General features: G+C 69.0%; 18 protein-coding genes. 6 read left to right on the forward strand and 12 right to left on the reverse strand.

Translation table 11 applies throughout. The features are described 5' to 3' along the window. Positions 1-106: 106 nt before the first annotated feature. The gene (locus ACWIF2_RS30460) at positions 107-424 is read right to left on the reverse strand and encodes a hypothetical protein (RefSeq protein WP_454364036.1); all 318 of its coding nucleotides are present in this window, start codon (positions 422-424) and stop codon (positions 107-109) included. Between the two features lie 33 nt (positions 425-457). After that, positions 458-2,137, reverse strand: coding sequence for a sodium:solute symporter family protein (locus ACWIF2_RS30465; protein WP_454364037.1), 1,680 nt, complete (start codon positions 2,135-2,137; stop codon positions 458-460). A gap of 164 nt (positions 2,138-2,301) precedes the next feature. Between ACWIF2_RS30465 and galT the strand changes: the two genes are divergently transcribed. From galT to galK, 3 genes are read left to right on the forward strand one after another with little or no spacing between them, the layout of a single operon-like run. After that, positions 2,302-3,363, forward strand: a complete 1,062-nt coding sequence (galT, locus tag ACWIF2_RS30470) for a galactose-1-phosphate uridylyltransferase (protein WP_454364038.1) — start codon at positions 2,302-2,304, stop codon at positions 3,361-3,363. After that, positions 3,360-4,322 (forward strand): UDP-glucose 4-epimerase GalE, encoded by a 963-nt coding sequence (galE, locus tag ACWIF2_RS30475; RefSeq protein WP_454364039.1) that lies wholly within the window; start codon positions 3,360-3,362, stop codon positions 4,320-4,322. Before galT ends, galE begins: the two co-directional genes overlap by 4 nt. A 26-nt stretch (positions 4,323-4,348) precedes the next feature. Next, entirely contained in the window at positions 4,349-5,515 is a 1,167-nt protein-coding gene (gene galK / locus ACWIF2_RS30480; RefSeq protein WP_454364040.1) for a galactokinase, read from the forward strand. Between the two features lie 29 nt (positions 5,516-5,544). Here galK and ACWIF2_RS30485 read toward each other — a convergent pair whose 3' ends face one another. The 3 genes from ACWIF2_RS30485 to ACWIF2_RS30495 form a co-directional block, all read right to left on the reverse strand. Then, the gene (locus tag ACWIF2_RS30485; protein ID WP_454364041.1) at positions 5,545-6,597 is read right to left on the reverse strand and encodes a hypothetical protein; all 1,053 of its coding nucleotides are present in this window, start codon (positions 6,595-6,597) and stop codon (positions 5,545-5,547) included. Next, on the reverse strand, positions 6,594-7,046 hold the full coding sequence (locus ACWIF2_RS30490) for a hypothetical protein (RefSeq protein ID WP_454364042.1): 453 nt from the start codon (positions 7,044-7,046) through the stop codon (positions 6,594-6,596). Before ACWIF2_RS30490 ends, ACWIF2_RS30485 begins: the two co-directional genes overlap by 4 nt. Positions 7,047-7,331: 285 nt before the next feature. Next, positions 7,332-7,790, reverse strand: coding sequence for a GNAT family N-acetyltransferase (locus ACWIF2_RS30495; RefSeq protein ID WP_454364060.1), 459 nt, complete (start codon positions 7,788-7,790; stop codon positions 7,332-7,334). 301 nt (positions 7,791-8,091) lie between these two features. Between ACWIF2_RS30495 and ACWIF2_RS30500 the strand changes: the two genes are divergently transcribed. Further along, the gene (locus tag ACWIF2_RS30500; RefSeq protein ID WP_454364043.1) at positions 8,092-8,859 is read left to right on the forward strand and encodes a LuxR C-terminal-related transcriptional regulator; all 768 of its coding nucleotides are present in this window, start codon (positions 8,092-8,094) and stop codon (positions 8,857-8,859) included. Here ACWIF2_RS30500 and tamR read toward each other — a convergent pair. Beyond that, positions 8,818-9,315: a MarR family transcriptional regulator TamR gene (tamR, locus tag ACWIF2_RS30505; RefSeq protein WP_030242768.1), complete on the reverse strand. Its 498-nt coding sequence runs from the start codon at positions 9,313-9,315 to the stop codon at positions 8,818-8,820. The two genes, ACWIF2_RS30500 and tamR, sit on opposite strands and share 42 nt — an antisense overlap. 143 nt (positions 9,316-9,458) lie before the next feature. Here tamR and ACWIF2_RS30510 point away from each other — a divergent pair, with 143 nt between their 5' ends. Next, positions 9,459-10,277, forward strand: coding sequence for a trans-aconitate 2-methyltransferase (locus tag ACWIF2_RS30510; RefSeq protein ID WP_454364044.1), 819 nt, complete (start codon positions 9,459-9,461; stop codon positions 10,275-10,277). 18 nt (positions 10,278-10,295) lie between these two features. On the opposite strand, the gene ACWIF2_RS30515 is transcribed toward ACWIF2_RS30510, so the two are convergent. Both ACWIF2_RS30515 and ACWIF2_RS30520 read right to left on the reverse strand, forming a co-directional pair. Then, the gene (locus tag ACWIF2_RS30515; protein WP_454364045.1) at positions 10,296-10,973 is read right to left on the reverse strand and encodes a TetR/AcrR family transcriptional regulator; all 678 of its coding nucleotides are present in this window, start codon (positions 10,971-10,973) and stop codon (positions 10,296-10,298) included. Then, positions 10,970-11,989, reverse strand: a complete 1,020-nt coding sequence (locus tag ACWIF2_RS30520) for an acyl-CoA desaturase (RefSeq protein ID WP_454364046.1) — start codon at positions 11,987-11,989, stop codon at positions 10,970-10,972. Before ACWIF2_RS30520 ends, ACWIF2_RS30515 begins: the two co-directional genes overlap by 4 nt. A gap of 293 nt (positions 11,990-12,282) precedes the next feature. On the opposite strand from ACWIF2_RS30520, the gene ppc reads away from it, so the two are divergent. After that, a complete protein-coding gene (gene ppc, locus ACWIF2_RS30525) occupies positions 12,283-15,015 on the forward strand; it encodes a phosphoenolpyruvate carboxylase (RefSeq protein WP_454364047.1) in 2,733 nt (910 codons plus the stop codon). Between the two features lie 288 nt (positions 15,016-15,303). Here ppc and ACWIF2_RS30530 read toward each other — a convergent pair whose 3' ends face one another. The 4 genes from ACWIF2_RS30530 to ACWIF2_RS30545 all read right to left on the reverse strand — a co-directional run bounded on the left by ACWIF2_RS30530 (position 15,304) and on the right by ACWIF2_RS30545 (position 18,297). After that, complete coding sequence (locus tag ACWIF2_RS30530; RefSeq protein ID WP_454364062.1) at positions 15,304-15,807, reverse strand: hypothetical protein; 504 nt, start codon at positions 15,805-15,807, stop codon at positions 15,304-15,306. A 42-nt stretch (positions 15,808-15,849) separates the two neighbouring features. Then, positions 15,850-16,452 (reverse strand): aminoacyl-tRNA hydrolase, encoded by a 603-nt coding sequence (gene pth / locus ACWIF2_RS30535; RefSeq protein WP_454364048.1) that lies wholly within the window; start codon positions 16,450-16,452, stop codon positions 15,850-15,852. Positions 16,453-16,521: 69 nt separating this feature from the next. Continuing rightward, on the reverse strand, positions 16,522-17,118 hold the full coding sequence (locus tag ACWIF2_RS30540; RefSeq protein WP_454364049.1) for a 50S ribosomal protein L25/general stress protein Ctc: 597 nt from the start codon (positions 17,116-17,118) through the stop codon (positions 16,522-16,524). Positions 17,119-17,316: 198 nt separating this feature from the next. Beyond that, complete coding sequence (locus ACWIF2_RS30545) at positions 17,317-18,297, reverse strand: ribose-phosphate diphosphokinase (RefSeq protein ID WP_215120928.1); 981 nt, start codon at positions 18,295-18,297, stop codon at positions 17,317-17,319. Positions 18,298-18,306 lie beyond the last annotated feature (9 nt).

Consider the following 18,306-nt stretch of genomic DNA (forward strand, 5'->3'; position numbering starts at 1 on the left):
TGCGTGCCGCTGGGGGCGGCACGGGTGGGCGCAGCGGCACCCCGCTACGCCGGGTTGCGGGCCCACCCGGCCCCGGCACCAACGCCGTGTACCGGATAACGCAGGGCTACTCCACCCGCTCGTCCTCCTCCGGCTCAACCCCCGGAGGCGGCGGCGCCGCAGGCCTCAGCTTCAGCCAGGCCAGGAAGAACACACCGAGCAGCAGCATGCCGAGCCCGGTCCACAGGTTGATGTTGACGCCCTCCGCCTTGTCGATGTCGGCATCGGACGCCGTGAACCCCGCGATCGTCACGATCACGCCGTACACCACGAACAGCCCGCCGATGATGCGCCGGATGTCGAACAACCGCGCAGCCGTCGCCGACTTGCCCTGCAGCTCGGTGACTTCCCGCTGCACGTCCTTGTCGGAGTAGAACTCGGACATAGGTCAATCCTCCCTCGGTCGGAACGGGAACGGTCAGAACGAGAACGGGATGTAGCAGGCCGCGGCCAGCACGATCGCGCCCCAGCCGAGCAGCGCCGGCTTGCGATACCAGGCCTCGTCCCCCGGCGCCGGCGGTTCCGCCATGCCCGGCGAGGTCGTGCCGTAGACCAGCCCCTGGAGTTCCTCGGCGGGCTTCGGCGCGGTGAAGAGCGACACCGCCACCATGACGACCGCGCCCGCGACGAATCCCGCGATCGCCGAGACGAAGTTGGCGCCCTGGTCGGAGGGGATGTCGACGATGTCCTGCTTGTAGAGGACGAAGTAGTTGATCATCGCGGCGGTGGTGCCCACGAGCAGCCCCCAGAAGCCCGACTTCATCGACGCCCGCTTCCAGAACATGCCGATGATGAAGACGACGAACATCGGCACGTTGAAGAAGGAGAAGAGGGTCTGCAGATAGGCCATGATGTTCGAGAAGGACCTCGCCAGGAACGCCGTGCCGATGGAGGCGAGGACGCCGATCGCGGTGATGAGGCGGCCGAAGCGTACGTAGTACTCGTCCTCGCGGCCACGGACCACGTACTTCGCCCAGATGTCCGTCGTGAACACCGTGTTGAACGACGACACGTTCGCCGCCATACCCGCCATGAACGCCGCGAGGAGGCCGGTGACGGCGATGCCCAGCACCCCGTTCGGCAGCAGCTGCGCCATGAGGTACGGGATCGCGTCGTTGTACTGGAGGTCCGAGCCGGAGGTGCCGATCTTGGGGACCAGGACGGCGGCCACCAGACCCGGGATCATCACCAGGAACACGATGAAGATCTTCGGGAACGCGGCGATGAGCGGTGTGCGCTGGGCCGCCGAGAGGTTCTTGGCGGACAGGGCGCGCTGCACCTCGGCGAAGTTCGTCGTCCAGTAGCCGAAGGAGAGGACGAAGCCGAGGCCCAGGACGATCGTCAGCCAGTTCGCCCCCAGCGGGTTGTCACTGCCGATGCCCGTACCGCCCCAGGACGTCATGAAGTCGGCGCCGCGTGACTCGGTGAGGGAGTCGGACAGGCCGTCCCAGCCGCCCACCTTCTTCAGGCCGAGGACCGCGATCGGGATGAGCGCGGCGAGGATGACGAAGAACTGCAGGACCTCGTTGTAGATCGCCGAGGACAGGCCGCCGAGGGTGATGTAGGCGAGGACGAAGAAGCCGGCCACGACGATCGCCACCCACTCCGGCCAGCCCAGCAGTGCCTCGACGACGATGGCCAGGGCGTAGAGGTTGACGCCGGCGATGAGGATCGCGGCGAATGCGAAGAGGATCGAGCTCAGCAGGTGGGCCGACCTGTCGAAGCGCAGAAGCAGGAACTCGGGGACCGAGCGGACCTTGGAGCCGTAGTAGAAGGGCATCATCACCAGGCCCAGGAAGACCATGGCCGGGATGGCCCCGATCCAGTACCAGTGCGTGGTGTAGACGCCGTACTGCGCGCTGTTGGCGGCCATGCCCAGGATCTCGGTGGCGCCCAGGTTGGCGGCGATGAAGGCCAGACCGGTGACCCAGGCGGGCAGGGAACGGCCGGAGAGGAAGAAGTCGAGACTCGTCTTCACCGAACGGCGGGCGGCGAAGCCGATGCCGAGGACGACGACGAAGTAGATGCCGAGGAGCGTGTAGTCGAGCCAGTTGGTGGGGAGTCGCAGCTCGGCTGACAGATATGTGGGGGTCTGCATGAGCCCTCGCTTCGTTGCGTGAACCGATACGCCGCGGAATCTACGCCTCCGCGTTCAGTTGTTGAACACTTCCGATGATGCTCTTTGTTGGATTGTGATGTTGACGCTTGAGGGGACTCGTGTTTTGATATGTTTGGTTATGTTTGAAGGATGAGGAGTCCGGCGTGAAGAAGACCTCGACCCGGCTGGCCGACGGTCGCGAGCTCATCTACTACGACCTGCGCGACGACAGCGTGCGTGACGTGGCCGACCGCCGCCCGCTGGACCGCACCGTCACGACGTCCGAGGTCCGCCGCGACCCCCTGCTCGGCGACTCCGTAGCCATCGCCTCGCACCGCCAGGGCCGTACCTACCACCCGCCGGCCGACGAATGCCCGCTGTGCCCCTCCGAGGGCGACCGGCTGAGCGAGATCCCGGACTCGTCGTACGACGTCGTCGTGTTCGAGAACCGCTTCCCCTCGCTGGCCGGCGACTCGGGCCGCTGCGAGGTCGTCTGCTTCACCTCCGACCACGACGTCTCCTTCGCCGGCCTCTCCGAGGAGCAGGCGGGCCTGGTGCTGGAGGCGTGGACGGACCGTACGTCGGAGCTGTCCCATCTCCCCTCCGTCGAACAGGTCTTCTGCTTCGAGAACCGCGGAGCCGAGATCGGCGTGACCCTCCAGCACCCGCACGGGCAGATCTACGCCTACCCCTTCACCACCCCGCGCACCGCCCTGATGCTCCGCTCCGTCGCGACCCACAAGGAGATGACGGGCGGGGAGAACCTCTTCGACGCCGTCCTGGAGCGTGAACTCGCCGACGAGCGAGTCATCCTGGAGGGTGAACACTGGGTGGCATTCGTGCCCTACGCCGCGCACTGGCCGTACGAGGTCCACCTGTACCCCAAGCGCCGCGTGCCCGACCTGCTCGCGCTGGACGAGGGCGCGCGCACAGAGTTCCCCAAGGTCTATCTGGAACTCTTGAGGCGCTTCGACCGGATCTTCGGTGAGAACGAGCCTCCGACGCCGTACATCGCGGCCTGGCACCAGGCACCTTTCGGCGCGCTGGAGGAGTTCGACGGGGTCGTGCGTGAGGACTTCGCGCTTCACCTCGAGCTTTTCACCATCCGCCGCACTTCCGGCAAGCTGAAGTTCCTCGCGGGTTCCGAGTCCGGCATGAACGTGTTCATCAACGACGTGCCGCCGGAGCGCGCGGCCGAGCGATTGCGAGAGGTAGCGAGTTCATGAGCGGGAAGTACCTGGTGACAGGCGGTGCGGGCTACGTCGGCAGCGTCGTCGCCCAGCACCTGCTGGAGGCGGGCCACGAGGTCGTCGTCCTGGACAACCTCTCCACGGGCTTCCGTGAGGGCGTCCCGGCGGGCGTCACCTTCATCGAGGGCGACATCCGCGATGCCGCCAAATGGCTGGACTCCTCGTACGACGGCGTTCTGCACTTCGCCGCGTTCTCGCAGGTCGGCGAGTCGGTCGCGAAGCCGGAGAAGTACTGGGACAACAATGTCGCCGGCACCATGGCCCTGCTGGCCGCGATGCGCGAGGCGGGTGTGACCAGGCTCGTCTTCTCCTCCACGGCCGCGACGTACGGCGAGCCGGAGCAGGTCCCGATCGTCGAGTCGGCGCCCACGTCCCCGACCAACCCGTACGGCGCCACGAAGCTCGCGGTCGACCACATGATCACCGGCGAGGCGGCGGCGCACGGCCTGGGCGCGGTCTCGCTGCGCTATTTCAACGTGGCGGGCGCCTACGGCGAGCACGGCGAGCGCCACGACCCCGAGTCCCACCTGATCCCGCTGGTCCTCCAGGTCGCGCAGGGCAGGCGCGAGGCGATCTCCGTCTTCGGCGACGACTACCCGACGCCGGACGGCACCTGCGTGCGCGACTACATCCACGTGGCGGACCTCGCGGAGGCCCACCTGCTGGCGTTGCGGGCCGCCACCCCCGGCGAGCACCTCATCTGCAACCTCGGCAACGGCAACGGCTTCTCGGTCCGCGAGGTCATCGAGACGGTCCGCAGCGTGACCGGCCACCCGATCCCGGAAGTGGTCGCCCCCCGCCGGGGCGGCGACCCGGCGGTCCTGGTGGCCTCGGCCGCCACGGCCCGCGAGAAGCTGGGCTGGAACCCGTCCCGCGCGGATCTCGAGGGAATCGTCGCCGACGCGTGGGACTTCGCGCAGCGACGCGGCAACTGAAGGTACGGAAGGGTCAGGGGACAGGCATGAGCGAGGCTGTGGCGGAGACGGTCGCCGCACGGTTCAGCGAGCTGTACGGCGCCGAACCGCACGGGGTATGGGCGGCACCGGGCCGCGTCAACCTCATCGGCGAGCACACCGACTACAACGACGGCTTCGTCATGCCGTTCGCCCTGCCGCACAGGGCGGTGGCGGCGGTGTCCCGCCGCGAGGACGGCGTCCTGCGCCTGCACTCGGCGGACGTGGAGGGCGGAGTGGCCGAGCTGAGCCTCGACGACCTGTCCCCCGAGTCGGACAAGAACTGGACGGCGTACCCGGCTGGCGTGGTCTGGGCCCTGCGCGAGGCCGGCCACGCGGTCACGGGCGCGGACATCCACCTCTCCTCCACGGTCCCCTCGGGCGCGGGCCTCTCCTCCTCGGCGGCCCTGGAGGTGGTGGTGGCACTGGCCCTGAACGACCTGTTCTCGCTCGGCCTGCGCGGCTGGCAACTGGCCCGCCTGTGCCAGCGCGCGGAGAACGTCTACGTCGGGGCCCCGGTCGGCATCATGGACCAGACGGCGTCGGCGTGCTGCGAGGCGGGGCACGCGCTCTTCCTCGACACCCGCGACCTCTCCCAGAAGCAGATCCCGTTCGACCTGGCGGCCGAGGGCTTGCGCCTCCTCGTGGTCGACACGCAGGTCAAGCACTCCCACAGCGAGGGCGAGTACGGCAAGCGCCGCGCGGGCTGTGAGAAGGGCGCGGCCCTGCTGGGCGTCAACGCGCTCCGGGACGTCCCCTACGACGAACTGGACGCGGCGCTGACCCGCCTCGGCGACGAGGAGGAGGTCCGCCGCCTGGTCCGCCACATCGTCACGGAGAACGAGCGCGTCGAACGGGTGGTCTCGCTCCTGGAATCGGGCGACGACACCCGCGCGATCGCCCCCATCCTGGTCGAGGGCCACGCCTCCCTCCGCGACGACTTCCGCATCTCCTGCCCCGAACTCGACCTGGTCGTCGACACGGCCCTCGCCTCCGGCGCCCTGGGCGCCCGCATGACCGGCGGCGGCTTCGGCGGCTCGGCGATCGTCCTGGCGGAGGAGACGGACGTCGACGCCCTCACCAAGGCGGTGACAGAAGCCTTCGCAACGGCGGGCTTCACGACACCTCGGGTCTTCGAAGCGGTCCCGTCGGCGGGTGCACGCCGCCTGCGCTGACCTCCCCACATGCGCCGGGCGCCCTCACCTCACAGAGGAAGGGCGCCCGACTCGTTCTCCGGGGGCTTCAGCGGTTGACGGCCTGGTACTCCTGGACCGGCACCTGGGTGGTCGTGGCGAAGGTGCCGTTGGGCAGGTCTCCACCCGTGCCGCCCGAGCCTTCCCAGGAGATCTCCCAGGTCAGCGTCGCATTGAGGGCGTATGAGCCGTCTCCCGACGACCGCAGGTACCGCACCCCGCACGGAGGCGTCAGCTCCGCCTTGCCCCTGGCGTACGTCGCCGATCGAACCGTCGTCGTTGATCCCGCACTCGCCGGACGCCGGCAGGCTCTCCGCGTCCTCCGTCCCCGGATCGATGTGCAGACTCACCGGCTTGGCGGTCGTGGTCGCCCACAGCCCGGTGCCCGGCAGACTCGCCGTGACCGAGACCGGTTTGAAGGCGCCCTTGTCCAGCCAGATCCAGGTGGGGGCGTTCACCGTGGACTTGCCGTTCGGGGCCAGGGAGATCTTGGTCGGGGGCACGACGGTCCGCTGATGCGCGAGCCCGGCGAGCGTCTCGGTGTCGATGGCCTGGGGGACGTCGGGGGCCTTGCCGTTGTCCACCCAGAAGGGCTTGCGCTTGCAGCTGGCGGCGGCAGGGTCGCCCTCCACCTTCGGGTTCTTGACGGCCACCCACCACATGCCCTCGTCGTTCTTGGCGACGTTGAAGTCCTTGTAGGGGCGGCCTCCCTTGTAGCGTGCTCTCTCATCCGCGTTGTCCTTGGGATCACCGCCGAGGGACTCGTACATCGACCACTGGGCCTCGCGGACCTTCTTGAAGTTCTCGGCCTTCCAGTACGGCTCGTACCAACAGGGCGGCGGCTCCCAGTCCACGGCGGTGGAGGTGACGGGACCGCTCTCCTTCGAAGGTGCTGCGCCCTCCACATTGAAGGAGACATTCGACTGCAGCAGCCGTCCTGAGGCGTCACCGGACTTCTCGACGTCCCGGGATCCGTTACTGGCGACGCCTCCAGCGACAGCCGTGTCCATACCGAGGATGAACAGCGCGGAGGTAAGGGCTGCGAGCGCAGCGCGTCGCGTCAAGGCTGGCACCTCTTTGCCCCGCGATCCTCGTGGAGGCTCCAGATCTGCCACACGCCTTCTTTGTTCTTCTTGACGCCGGTGTTGTAGTAGACGTAGCTCTCAGGAGAGGTCTCGACCACATTCACCTTGTTGGTCTTGAGGTCCTTGACGTTCGCGTTGCTCTCGTCCGTGCAGTACGTCACCGCCGCTGAGGTCTTGTCGAACACCGTCACCTGGCGGTCGAAGTAGCGCAGGGTGCCGGCCCAGCTCGACTTCCTGGCGATGTTGTCCTTCGCGTAGTTGTAGACACCTACCATCGCGCTGTCCGTGTAGTAGAAGGCGATGCCGGACTTCTTCAAGTCGCCATGGGCCATGGCCTGATCGACAGTGCTGACGGCCCGTTCGTTGTCGGCGAGGATGGCGTCCTTCTGAGGGTCTCCGGTCTGCCGGTCCTCGAAGACGTTCTTCATGTCACTCGGCAGCTTGATCTCCGGCCGATCGATCCCATCCGCCGACGCGGACACCGACGGCGAAGCTGACGGCTTCTCAGCCGAGTCCGCTCCCGCGATCTTGTCGGAGGACGACTCGTCACCTCCCCCCGAGCCACAGGCGGTCAGCAGCAAGGCCGCGGATGCGGTGAGCGCGGCTGTCACAAGCCGAGCGGGGCGATTCACTGGTGCTCCCGTTGAAAGTGGGGGGACAACTCAAGCGCCCCCACGCTATCGAGGGGCCGAACCGCGACGGCAACTCGGTCGTCAGCCCAGTCTCTTCGTCAGCGTGTACTCCGTGATGCCCGGCGGATAGTCCGGGACCACGCAGACCACCTCGTACCCCTGCTTCTCGTAGAACCGCGGGGCCTGGAAGTCCCATGTCTCCAGGCGCGACGAGAGGCAGCCGCGGTGTTTGGAGGCGATGCGTTCCGCCTCGTGGAGCAGGGCGGTGCCGAGGCCCGTGCCGCGGTGGCGTTCGTCGACCCAGAGGTAGGTGACGTGGAGCCAGGTCGCCCAGGTGTAGCCGACGAGGCCGCCGACCAGTTCGTCGTCCGGGTCGTTCACAGCCCACACGTGCAACGGGACGTCCCTTTCGTCCGGGGTTCCGCGCAGGGCTCGCAGGATCGGAGAGGCGTTTGTGTTCGCTTCCCGCAGGCGCGTGCGGAGCAGATCACGTCGGGCCTTGTCGACTTCTGTCTCAAGACGGAACATGCGGCACACCATAAACGCGCTGGACAATCAGTTCTGCAAATAACCTTCCGCTCCCGGCCCCCGGCCGTACCCTGATGAACAGCACCGGTGGGGGCCGGTGCCGATCAGGGGGCGAGACAGCCGGGTACGACGCCCGGAGTGGGGGTACCGGTTTCTGCACGGCGGCGGCCGTGCGGCTGCGGCAACCCGGCCAGACCGCTGCGAGACGGACGGACATGCGCAGCGGCCGGGCACTCCGGCGTCGTACCCGTGCGGGTTCGTGTTCCGACGATGGGGAATCCCCTGCTCTCAGGAGCTTGGGGAAGGGGGTTACGTGGTTCGCATCCGAGTCCTGGTCGTCGACGACCATCGCATCTTCGCCGAGTCACTCGCCGCGGCCCTGGCCGCCGAGCCCGACGTCGACGTCTCCGCGGCCGGCAGCGGTCCCGCCGCGCTGCGCAGCCTGGAGCGGGCGGTCGCCGAGGGGCGGCGCTTCGACGTGCTGCTCGTGGACGCCGATTTGGGCGGCATGGTGCCCGGCATACGGCCGGCCGTACCGGTGCAGGAAGGCAACGAGGACGGTCTCGTCGACGGGATCTCCCTCGTCACGGGCGTGCGGTCCGCGCAGCCGAACGTACGGACCGTCGTGCTCGCCGAGAAGGACGACCCGCGGCGGGCGGCGCTCGCCCTGCAGGCCGGGGCCTCCGGGTGGGTGGCGAAGGACTGTTCGCTGTCCCGGCTGCTGACCGTCATCCGCGGGGTGCTGCGCGACGAGACCCATCTGCCGCCCGCCCTGCTCACCGGCGTACTGCGGGAGCTCACCGCCGCGCGCAAGCACCGCACCGAGAGCGAGCGGCTGGTCGAGTCGCTGACGCCGCGGGAGCGGGAAGTGCTGCGGTGCATGGTCGCCGGGCTGGGCAGGAAGGCCGTCGCCGAGCGGCTGTACCTGTCGCCGCACACCGTGCGGACCCATATGCAGAACGTGCTGGGCAAGCTGGGCGTGCACTCCACGCTCGCCGCCGTCGCCCTGGCCCGGCGGGCCGGGGTCGGACCCGTCGACCTAGCCGGGGATGTTGTCGAACGGGGCGGTCAGCTGGCGTAGCAGCCCCGCCAGTTCGCCGCGCTGGGCCCGGGAGAGCTCGGCGAGGATCGCGCGCTCCTGGTCCAGCAGTCCCGCCAGGGCCTGGTCCGCGCGGTCCCTGCCCTCGTCCGTCAGCCGGACCAGGACGCCTCGGCGGTCACTGGGGTCGGGGAGGCGTTCCACCAGGCCCTTCTTCGCCAGGCGGTCGATGCGGTTCGTCATCGTGCCCGATGTGACCAGGGTCTGGGTGAGGAGCTGCCCCGGAGAGAGCTGATACGGCGTGCCCGCACGGCGCAGGGCCGTCAGGACGTCGAACTCCCACGGCTCCAGGCCGTGCTCCGAGAAGGCCAGCCGACGCGCCCGGTCCAGATGCCGGGCCAGTCTGCTCACACGGCTGAGCACCTCGAGCGGTTCCACGTCGAGGTCCGGGCGCTCCCGGCGCCATGCTGCGACCAGCCGGTCGACCTCGTCCTCCATGGCGATCAGTGTAGTGGTTGTGTCGACGTAGAGTCTCTTGACGTCCATTTTCTTGACGTCGAGATACCTGCGGTGTCACGGTGGGTGTGCGTCCCGCGTCTCGCGTCCCTGACGGTCACCCACCAGGACATCCGGAGGACTCCATGCCCGCTGCCGTCCCCACCTGGGACCCCGCCCAGTACCTCCGCCACGCCGGCCACCGCGCCCGCCCCTTCGCCGACCTCCTCGCCCGCGTCCCCGACCTGCCCGGCGGCGCACCCCGTATCGCCGACCTCGGCTGCGGCCCCGGCAACGTCACCACGCTGCTCGCCGATCGCTGGCCCACCGCCCGGATCACCGGCTACGACAACTCGCCCGAGATGCTCGACAAGGCCCACGTCGATCACCAGGGGCCCACGAAGGGCGGGGGGCGCATCGAATTCGCTCACGCCGACGTGCGCACCTGGGCGCCGGCCGAGCCGTACGACCTGATCATCAGTAACGCCACGCTGCAGTGGGTGCCGGGGCATGCCGAGCGGTTCGCCGACTGGGTGGCCGGGCTGAAACCGGCCGGCACCTTCGCCTTCCAGGTGCCCGGGAACTTCGACGCCCCCAGCCACCGGCTCATGCGCGAACTCGCCGGTTCCCCGCGCTGGCGCGACCGGCTCGCCGACACCCTGCGCCACGCCGACGCCGTCCTCGCACCCGAGGCCTACCTGGAGCACCTCACCGCCCTCGGCTGCACCGCCGACGTGTGGGAGGCGACGTACATCCATCTGCTCCAGGGCCAGGACCCGGTGCTGGACTGGGTGAAGGGGACCGGCCTGCGGCCGGTGCTGACCGCCCTCGCCGACGACCCCGAGGCGCGGGAGGGCTTCGTCACCGAGTACCGGGCCGCCCTGCGCGAGGCATACCCGGAGGGCGCGCACGGCACGCCGTTCCCCTTCCGCCGGGTGTTCGCCGTGGCACGGAAGGAGGGCTGAAACACAGGGGGCGGGCGGCTAGGCCTTGCGGCGCCCTATCAGGTGCGGCTTGGGCTCCAGGCCGTCCAGGCCGTGCCACGCCAGGTTCACCAGGTGGGCGGCCACCTCGGCCTTCTTCGGCTTGCGTACGTCCAGCCACCACTGACCGGTCAGGGCGACCATGCCGACCAGGGCCTGGGCGTACAGCGGGGCCAGCTTGGGGTCGAAGCCGCGGCTCTTGAACTCCTTGCCGAGGATGTCCTCGACCTGGGTGGCGATGTCCGAGATCAAGGAGGCGAAGGAGCCCGTCGACTGGGGGATGGGGGAGTCCCGGACCAGGATGCGGAAGCCGTCCGTGTACTCCTCGATGTAGTCGAGGAGGGCGAAGGCCGCCTGTTCGCAGAGTTCGCGAGGGTGACCGGCCGTGAGGGAACTCGTCACCATGTCCAGCAGACACCGCATCTCACGGTCCACGACCACCGCGTACAGCCCCTCCTTGCCGCCGAAGTGCTCGTACACCACCGGCTTGGAGACCCCGGCCTTCGCCGCGATCTCCTCCACCGACGTGCCCTCGAACCCCTTCGCGGCGAAGAGCGTGCGACCGATCTCCAGCAGCTGTTGGCGGCGCTCGGCACCGGTCATCCGAGTGCGACGCGCTCGCCGCGGCTTGTCATTGCTGGGGGTGCTGCTCGAGTCGGTCGCCACAGCGACCATCATGCCGCCTCGACGGGCTCCTTCCCGCGCCGGGAGCCGCCTTCCGCGTCGTTACGGCGCGAATCGATACGCGAGCGTGACGGCCAGCGCACGTCGTACGCCCAGCCGGCCATCTCGAACCAGCGGATCAGCCGGGCGGAGGAGTCCAGCTGGCCGCGCATTACCCCGTGCCGTGCGGAGGTGGGGTCGGCGTGGTGCAGGTTGTGCCAGGACTCGCCGCAAGACAGCACCGCTAGCCACCACACGTTGCCCGACCGGTCGCGCGACTTGAAGGGGCGCTTGCCGACCGCGTGGCAGATCGAGTTGATCGACCACGTCACATGGTGCAGCAGGGCCACCCGGACGAGGGAACCCCAGAAGAACGCCGTGAAGGCGCCCCACCAGGACATCGTGACCAGGCCGCCGATCAGCGGCGGGAGCGCCAGGGACAGGGCCGTCCACAGGACGAACTGGCGGGAGATCGCGCGGAGCGTCTTGTCCTTGATCAGGTCCGGGGCGTACTTGTCCTGCGGAGTCTGCTCCTCGTCGAACATCCATCCGATGTGCGCCCACCACAGACCCTTCATCAGGGCCGGGACCGTCTCGCCGAAACGCCACGGCGAGTGCGGGTCGCCCTCCGCGTCGGAGAACTTGTGGTGCTTGCGGTGATCGGCCACCCAGCGGACCAGGGGGCCCTCGACCGCCATGGAACCCGCGATGGCCAGCGCGATCTTCAACGGCCGCTTCGCCTTGAAGGAACCGTGCGTGAAGTGGCGATGGAAGCCGATCGTGATGCCGTGGCACCCCAGGTAGTAGAAGAACACCAGCAGACCGATGTCCAGCCAGCTCACCCCCCAGCCCCACGCCAGCGGCACGGCCGCCAGCAGCGCGAGGAACGGGACGGCGATGAAGAGGAGGAGGGTGATCTGCTCGATGGACCGCTTCTGCTCGCCGCCCAGCGTGGCGGAGGGGGCTGCGGCGTCGGTGGCCTGACCGGGTGCCTCGGGGGCGTCCTCGATCACGTCGGAACTACTGGTCATACGCGTCCCCTGGGGGGTATGAGGAGGGAGAAGGGGGTGCCGGGCCACGGGAACCCCGCAGGGCTTCCTACGGTTCCGTAACCTACGGCATCGTAAGTATGGCAGTGCGCCGCCCGGCGGCAAGAGCCCGAGAGCCTGCGCGTCCCCGCCGACACCTATCCTGGAGTCGGTCGGACAGCGCGGTCCGCTCTGATTTCTTCCCGGATGTCCGGCCCGTATGCGGCGCACGCCGCGCGAGACGCCGTCCGGGTTCCCCTCCCAGACGAGCTTCAACACTGCAAGGAGCCGCACCTGTGAGCAGTGCCGACGACCAGACCACGACGACGAGCAGTGAGCTGCGTGCCGACATCCGCCGGCTGGGTGACCTCCTCGGAGAGACCCTTGTCCGGCAAGAGGGCCCTGAGCTCCTGGAACTCGTCGAGAAGGTCCGCCGCCTCACCCGTGAGGACGGCGAGGCCGCCGCCGAGCTGCTACGCGGCACGGAACTGCAGACCGCGGCCAAGCTGGTCCGCGCGTTCTCCACCTATTTCCACCTGGCCAACGTCACCGAGCAGGTCCACCGCGGCCGCGAGCTGCGGGCCCGGCGCGCCGCCGAGGGCGGACTGCTCGCCCGTACGGCCGACCGGCTCAAGGACGCCGATCCCGATCACCTGCGCGAGACGGTCCGGAACCTCAATATTCGTCCCGTGTTCACGGCCCACCCGACCGAGGCCGCGCGCCGGTCGGTCCTGAACAAGCTCCGGCGCGTCGCCGCACTCCTCGACACCCCCGTCATCGAGTCCGACCGCCGCCGTCTCGACATCCGGCTGGCCGAGAACATCGACCTCGTCTGGCAGACCGACGAACTGCGCGTCGTCCGCCCCGAGCCCGCCGACGAGGCCCGCAACGCCATCTACTACCTGGACGAACTGCACGCCAACGCCGTCGGCGACGTCCTGGAGGACCTCACCGCCGAGCTGGAGCGCGCCGGGGTCAAGCTCCCCGACGACACCCGCCCGCTCACCTTCGGCACCTGGATCGGCGGCGACCGCGACGGCAACCCGAACGTCACCCCCCAGGTGACCTGGGACGTCCTCATCCTCCAGCACGAGCACGGCATCAACGACGCCCTCGAGACGATCGACGAGCTGCGCGGCTTCCTGTCCAACTCCATCCGCTACGCCGGCGCCACCGAGGAACTGCTGACCTCCCTCCAGACCGACCTGGACAACCTCCCCGAGATCAGCCCCCGCTACAAGCGCCTCAACGCCGAGGAGCCCTACCGGCTCAAGGCCACCTGCATCCGGCAGAAGCTGGAGAACACCAAGAAGCGCCTCGCCAAGGGCACCGCACACGTCCCGGGCCGCGACTACCTCGGCACCAGCCAGCTCCTCGACGACCTGCGGATCATCCAGAGCTCCTTGCGCGAGCACCGCGGCGGCCTCTTCGCCGACGGCCGCCTCGCCCGCACCATCCGCACCCTCGCCGCCTTCGGCCTCCAGCTCGCCACCATGGACGTACGCGAACACGCGGACGCCCACCACCACGCCCTCGGCCAGCTCTTCGACCGGCTCGGCGAGGAGTCCTGGCGGTACGCGGACATGCCCCGCGACTACCGCGCCAGGCTGCTCGCCAAGGAGCTGCGCTCCCGCCGCCCCCTCGCGCCCACCCCGGCGCCCGTCGACGCGCCCGGCGAGAAGACCCTCGGCGTCTTCCAGACCGTGAAGAAGGCCCTGGAGGTCTTCGGACCCGAGGTCATCGAGTCGTACATCATCTCCATGTGCCAGGGCGCCGACGACGTCTTCGCCGCCGCCGTCCTCGCCCGCGAGGCCGGCCTCATCGACCTGCACGCCGGCTGGGCCAAGATCGGCATCGTGCCGCTGTTGGAGACCACGGACGAACTCAAGGCCGCCGACACCATCCTGGAGGACATGCTCTCCGACCCGTCCTACCGCAGGCTCGTGGCGCTGCGGGGCGACGTCCAGGAGGTCATGCTCGGCTACTCCGACTCCTCCAAGTTCGGCGGCATCACCACCAGCCAGTGGGAGATCCACCGCGCCCAGCGCCGCCTGCGCGACGTAGCCCACCGCTACGGCGTCCGGCTCCGGCTCTTCCACGGCCGCGGCGGCACCGTCGGCCGTGGCGGCGGCCCCACCCACGACGCCATCCTCGCCCAGCCCTGGGGCACCCTGGAGGGCGAGATCAAGGTGACCGAGCAGGGCGAGGTCATCTCCGACAAGTACCTCATCCCGGCCCTGGCCAGGGAGAACCTGGAACTGAGCGTCGCGGCCACCCTGCAGGCATCCGCCCTGCACACCGCCCCGCGCCAGTCGGACGAGGCCCTGGCCCGCTGGGACGCCGCGATGGACGTCGTCTCCGAGGCCGCCGAGGCCGCCTACCGCAGGCTCGTCGAGGACCCCGACCTCCCGGCGTACTTCTTCGCCTCCACGCCCGTCGACCAGCTCGCCGACCTCCACCTCGGCTCCCGCCCCTCACGCCGCCCGGACACCGGCGCCGGCCTCGACGGGCTGCGGGCCATCCCGTGGGTGTTCGGCTGGACCCAGTCCCGGCAGATCGTGCCCGGCTGGTTCGGCGTCGGCTCCGGCCTCAAGGCACTGCGCGAGGCCGGACTGGACACCGTCCTCGACGAGATGCACGGACAGTGGCACTTCTTCCGCAACTTCATCTCCAACGTCGAGATGACCCTGGCCAAGACCGACCTGCGGATCGCCCAGCACTACGTCGACACCCTCGTCCCCGACGAGCTCAAGCACGTCTTCGACACCATCAAGGCCGAGCACGAACTGACCGTGCGTGAGGTACTGCGCGTGACCGGCGAGGCCGAACTCCTCGACGCCGCGCCCGTCCTCAAGCAGACCTTCGCCATCCGCGACGCCTACCTCGACCCCATCTCCTACCTCCAGGTCGCCCTGCTCAAGCGGCAGCGCGACGCCGTCGGCGCAGCCGAACAGCCCGACCCGCTGCTCGCCCGCGCCCTGCTCCTCACCGTCAACGGCGTGGCAGCGGGCCTGCGCAACACCGGCTGAGCCGCTCCCCGGACACGACCGTGCCCCCGAGCCCGTACAGGCTCGGGGGCACGTCGCGTTCCACGTCAGCCGCGACCGAGCCCCCGGCGCCGGAACACCAGGAACCCGCCGAACCCGACCAGCACCGCCGCCACACCGGACAGCAGACCCACCGGAGCCCCGCCGCCCGTCACCGCGAGGTCGCCGCCGGCAACCCCCTGCGGGGCGCCCGGCTCCTGCTCGTCCTCGCAGTCCGCCCAGGGGATGGCGTCGACGCGCCAGTCGACCCGCTGACCACCGTCGAAACCCTCAGAGGGTCACGAAAGCCGCCGTCAGCAACGCCACCCCCGACAGCGCCAGCACCCAGGCCACCCGCGTCCGCAACAGCCCGCCCGCCACCACGACCGACGCCAGCAACAGCGCACCGCCCAGCGGAATCCACGCGTACAGAATCCCCGCCGGGCCCGAACGGACCGCGTGATCACTGCCGGGCTTCAGGACCACCGTGTAGGTCCGGCCCTTCTCCACCGCGACGGACTTCTCCAGCTCGACCCTCGGCCGCGGCTGCGCACCCTCAGACAACGGCGTGAACGCACCCGTGCACGTGTCCGGCCCGCACCGCTTCACATCGACCGTGCCGCTCTCCCGGCCCTTCGTCAGCATCACATGCTGCGCCGTACCCCACGACGCCCACACACCCGCGATCAGGATCAGCGCGGCGACCGTACCCATCGCCGCGAACCGTCCGAACCGCAGCACGGCATGAGAGCTCTGGTGAGAGGCGGTGGCAGTGGGGGGCATGGCCGGGATCATTGGCCATACCCGCACGGCCGGTCAACTCCCCGGGGTGACAAGTCAGGAGTTGTACGTACCTTGCGCCCGCTCCAGCCCCTCGATCACCAGACACTCCACCGCGTCCGCCGCCCGGTCCACGAAGTAGTCCAGCTCCTTGCGCTCCGTCGAGGAGAAGTCCTTCAGCACGAAGTCCGCCACCGGCATCCGCCCCGGCGGCCGGCCGATCCCGAACCGCACCCGGTGATAGTCCGCCCCGAACGCCTTCGTCATCGACTTCAGACCGTTGTGCCCGTTGTCCCCGCCACCCAGCTTCAGCCGCAGGGTCCCGTAGTCGATGTCCAACTCGTCATGGATCGCCACCACATGCGCGACCGGAACCTTGTAGAAGTCCCGCAGCACGTTCACCGGCCCGCCCGACAGGTTCATGTACGACATCGGCTTCGCCAGAATCACCCGCCGGTTCGCCGGCCCGGGCGGCCCGATCCGGCCCTCGATCACCTGCGCCTGAGCCTTCCCCGCCCGCTTGAACCTCCCCCCGACACGATCCGCCAGCAGATCGGCCACCATGAAGCCCACGTTGTGCCGGTTACCGGCGTACTCCGGCCCCGGATTGCCCAGCCCCACGATCAGCCAGGGAGCGGCGGCATCGGTCGTCACGTCCATGTCTCCTTCATACGCGTCGGCCGCTGCTCCGCACCGGAACAGCGGCCGACGAAACGACGACGAAGAGGATCAGGCCTCGGCGGCCTCTTCCTCAGCGGCCTCCTCGCCCTCCGGGGCCTCCTCGGCCTGCGCGGCCAGCACCTGAAGGACGACGGTGTCCTCCTCGACGGCCAGCGTCGTGCCCTTCGGCAGCGTGATGTCCTTGGCCAGGATCGAGTCACCGGCGGACAGGCCCTCGATGGAGACCGTCACGGACTCCGGGATGTGCGTGGCCTCGGCCTCGACCGGCAGCGCGTTCAGCACGTGCTCCAGCAGGAAGCCACCCGGGGCCAGCTCGCCCTCGGTGTGGACGTAGATGTCGACGTTGACGCGCTCGCCCTGCTTCACCAGCAGCAGGTCGACGTGCTCCAGGAAGCCCTTCAGCGGGTCACGCTGCACGGCCTTCGGAATCGCCAGCTCCTTGGTCTTGCCGTCGATGTCCAGCGCGATCAGGACGTTCGGCGTACGCAGCGCCATCAGCAGGTCGTGGCCCGGCAGGGTCACGTGCAGCGGGTCCGAACCGTGCCCGTACAGGACACCCGGAACCTTGTCTTCACGACGGATACGGCGCGCGGCACCCTTGCCGAACTCGGTGCGCGTCGCGGCGGAGATCTTCACCTCGGACATAATCACTCCTCGAAGTCAGGTACGGACGTGGTCACCCGGCCACGAACGGCCTGCTACGAAGAGCGCGTCGATAACGGAGCACCGCATCCCACAACGGGAAACGGCCTCCCTCGCCGAGCAACTGCAGCAGTCTACTCGGCCAGGGAGGCCGCACCCAAAACGATCTACAGGAACCCCGGGCAGAACCCCGGGAAGCCCCTACTGCTCGTCGAACAGGCTCGTCACCGAACCGTCCTCGAACACCTCACGCACCGCGCTCGCGATCGTCGGCGCGATCGACAGCACCGAGATCTTGTCCAGGTCCCCGCTCAGCTCACCCGGCGTCGGCAAGGTGTTCGTGAACACGAACTCGCTCACCCGCGAGTTCTTCAGCCGGTCAGCCGCCGGACCCGACAGCACACCGTGCGTCGCCGTCACGATCACGTCCTCCGCACCGTGCGCGAACAGCGCGTCGGCAGCGGCACAGATCGTCCCACCGGTGTCGATCATGTCGTCCACCAGGACACACACGCGACCCTTCACCTCACCCACGACCTCGTGGACGGTGACCTGGTTCGCGACGTCCTTGTCCCGCCGCTTGTGCACGATCGCCAGCGGCGCGCCCAGCCGGTCGCACCAGCGGTCGGCGACCCGGACCCGGCCCGCGTCCGGCGACACGACCGTCAGCTTCTCCCGGTCCACCTTCCGGCCCACGTAGTCCGCCAGCAGCGGCAGCGCGAACAGGTGGTCCACCGGACCGTCGAAGAAGCCCTGGATCTGGTCCGTGTGCAGGTCGACGGTGAGAATGCGGTCCGCACCCGCCGTCTTCATCATGTCCGCGATCAGACGCGCCGAAATCGGTTCACGTCCGCGGTGCTTCTTGTCCTGCCGCGCGTAACCGTAGAAAGGCACGATGACCGTGATGGACCGGGCCGACGCGCGCTTCAGCGCGTCGATCATGATCAACTGCTCCATGATCCACTTGTTGATCGGAGCCGTGTGGCTCTGGATCAGGAAGCAGTCGGCGCCACGCGCCGACTCCTGGTAACGCACATAGATCTCACCGTTGGCGAAGTCGAAGGCCTTCGTCGGGACGACCCCGACACCCAGCTGGTGGGCAACCTCCTCGGCAAGCTCGGGGTGGGCGCGGCCGGAGAAGAACATCAACTTCTTCTCGCCGGTCGTCTTGATCCCGGTCACAGCACTGTC

The organism is Streptomyces sp. NPDC055506 (assembly GCF_053643595.1).

Bases quoted from the DNA above. Each gene is read 5' to 3' on its own strand.
- ACWIF2_RS30460 (WP_454364036.1), bottom strand. From the start codon at position 424: ATGTCCGAGTTCTACTCCGACAAGGACGTGCAGCGGGAAGTCACCGAG.
- ACWIF2_RS30465 (WP_454364037.1), bottom strand. From the start codon at position 2,137: ATGCAGACCCCCACATATCTGTCAGCCGAGCTGCGACTCCCCACCAAC.
- galE (WP_454364039.1), top strand. From the start codon at position 3,360: ATGAGCGGGAAGTACCTGGTGACAGGCGGTGCGGGCTACGTCGGCAGC.
- galK (WP_454364040.1), top strand. From the start codon at position 4,349: ATGAGCGAGGCTGTGGCGGAGACGGTCGCCGCACGGTTCAGCGAGCTG.
- ACWIF2_RS30490 (WP_454364042.1), bottom strand. From the start codon at position 7,046: ATGAAGAACGTCTTCGAGGACCGGCAGACCGGAGACCCTCAGAAGGAC.
- ACWIF2_RS30495 (WP_454364060.1), bottom strand. From the start codon at position 7,790: ATGGTGTGCCGCATGTTCCGTCTTGAGACAGAAGTCGACAAGGCCCGA.
- tamR (WP_030242768.1), bottom strand. From the start codon at position 9,315: ATGGAGGACGAGGTCGACCGGCTGGTCGCAGCATGGCGCCGGGAGCGC.
- ACWIF2_RS30510 (WP_454364044.1), top strand. From the start codon at position 9,459: ATGCCCGCTGCCGTCCCCACCTGGGACCCCGCCCAGTACCTCCGCCAC.
- ACWIF2_RS30515 (WP_454364045.1), bottom strand. From the start codon at position 10,973: ATGATGGTCGCTGTGGCGACCGACTCGAGCAGCACCCCCAGCAATGAC.
- ACWIF2_RS30520 (WP_454364046.1), bottom strand. From the start codon at position 11,989: ATGACCAGTAGTTCCGACGTGATCGAGGACGCCCCCGAGGCACCCGGT.
- ACWIF2_RS30530 (WP_454364062.1), bottom strand. From the start codon at position 15,807: ATGATCCCGGCCATGCCCCCCACTGCCACCGCCTCTCACCAGAGCTCT.
- pth (WP_454364048.1), bottom strand. From the start codon at position 16,452: ATGGACGTGACGACCGATGCCGCCGCTCCCTGGCTGATCGTGGGGCTG.
- ACWIF2_RS30540 (WP_454364049.1), bottom strand. From the start codon at position 17,118: ATGTCCGAGGTGAAGATCTCCGCCGCGACGCGCACCGAGTTCGGCAAG.